This window comes from Nonomuraea sp. NPDC049695, from assembly GCF_040674955.1.
Classification (GTDB): domain Bacteria; phylum Actinomycetota; class Actinomycetes; order Streptosporangiales; family Streptosporangiaceae; genus Nonomuraea; species Nonomuraea helvata.
Genome location: NZ_JBFANV010000238.1, coordinates 1 through 1,328 on the forward strand (window position 1 = coordinate 1; position 1,328 = coordinate 1,328).

Annotated in this window: 1 protein-coding gene; it reads left to right on the forward strand. The window is 71.7% G+C overall.

Annotated features, from left to right (window positions below; genetic code table 11):
* Positions 1-1,255 (forward strand): hypothetical protein (locus AB0J64_RS57285; RefSeq protein ID WP_364047277.1); only part of this gene is annotated, 1,255 nt, incomplete at its 5' end.
* Positions 1,256-1,328 lie beyond the last annotated feature (73 nt).

Consider the following 1,328-nt stretch of genomic DNA (forward strand, 5'->3'; position numbering starts at 1 on the left):
CAAGGCCATGCTGATCGAGTTCTGCGCCCTGACCGGTAATGAGGAGACCGGGCTGTCGGTGTTGCGGGAGCTTCTGGCCTTCTCCTTGCGGCTGAGGCGTCCGAACGGCACGATGGAGTTCGCCACCGCCGCAGCGGTCCTGCTGAGGCGGCTGCTCGCGGACGGCCGGGGCGGTGAGACCGTCCAGGCGAACGGCAGTGACCTCACCTGGTCCGTGGCGGAGCTGTGCCACCAGATGGAGAGCACAGCGCGCGACCTCGCCGCTCGGTTCGACGCCCGCAACGGCACGACGCACCAGGGGGACCGGATCCGCGCCCGGCTGGGGGCGGATCCGGTCGTCGAGTTCCTGCCGCTGACGCCGGGCGCCCGCCGGCCGGTACGCCCGGCGATCCCGTCCGGCCTGCCGCCCGAGACGATGCTGGACCGGGCCGAGTGGCACAAGCGACGGTTCGAGAGCGCCCTGGCCCGCCGGTATCTGGCCGCCGTCGGCACACCGCCGCCGCACCTGGCCGCGCGGCATGCCGAGCTGAGTGCGCTCATCGAGTCGCGACAGGACGACCCGAAGCGGGCCGAGGAACAACTCCGGTGGGCGGCGGAGGCGTACCGGCAGACCGGCGATCAGCGGCGTCACCTGGTGTGCCTGTGCCGGCTCGCCGACTTGCTGTGCGAACACGGCCGGCACCACGAGGGCCTGCCCATCGTGGCGCGAGCGGTGGTCGCGCTGCGCCGCGGCGGCGACGACGCGGTGATCGCCCAAGGCGAGCTGCTGCAGGCTCAGTCGCTGTCCTCGGCCGGGCAGTACCAGCAGGGGGACCTGGCACTGGCGCGCGCTATTTGGCACGCCAACGCCTGCGGCGACCCGATCCTGATCGGTATGACCGCCCTGACCGAGGCAACCTGGCGGGACTCCGACGGCTATCCGCCCGCTCACGTGATCACCTTGGCCGACACCGCGCGAGCGGCGTTCGCCGCCGCGGACTCGCCCGGCCAGCTGGTCATGGCGTACGAGCTGCGGCGCCGCGCCCATGAACGGGCCGGAGCGCCGCACCACTTCACCGAACTGATCGAGCGGGACCTCGCCGCGCTGCCGCCTTCGGCGCCGGCACAACTGCGCGGCTACCTGAGATACCGGCGCGGCGTCGCGCTCATCCACGCCGGCCGCCCGGCCGAGGCTCTGGAGGACCTGATCGACGGAGTCGGCGAAGCGCGCTCTCGCGACGCCGACACCGCCGAACAGGGCTACGAACTGGCCTGAAATATGCCTATTTGTCGGGGGACTGGAGGCATCGGCCATGCGGAATGGCGGAACCATATTCGTCAGCACGTTC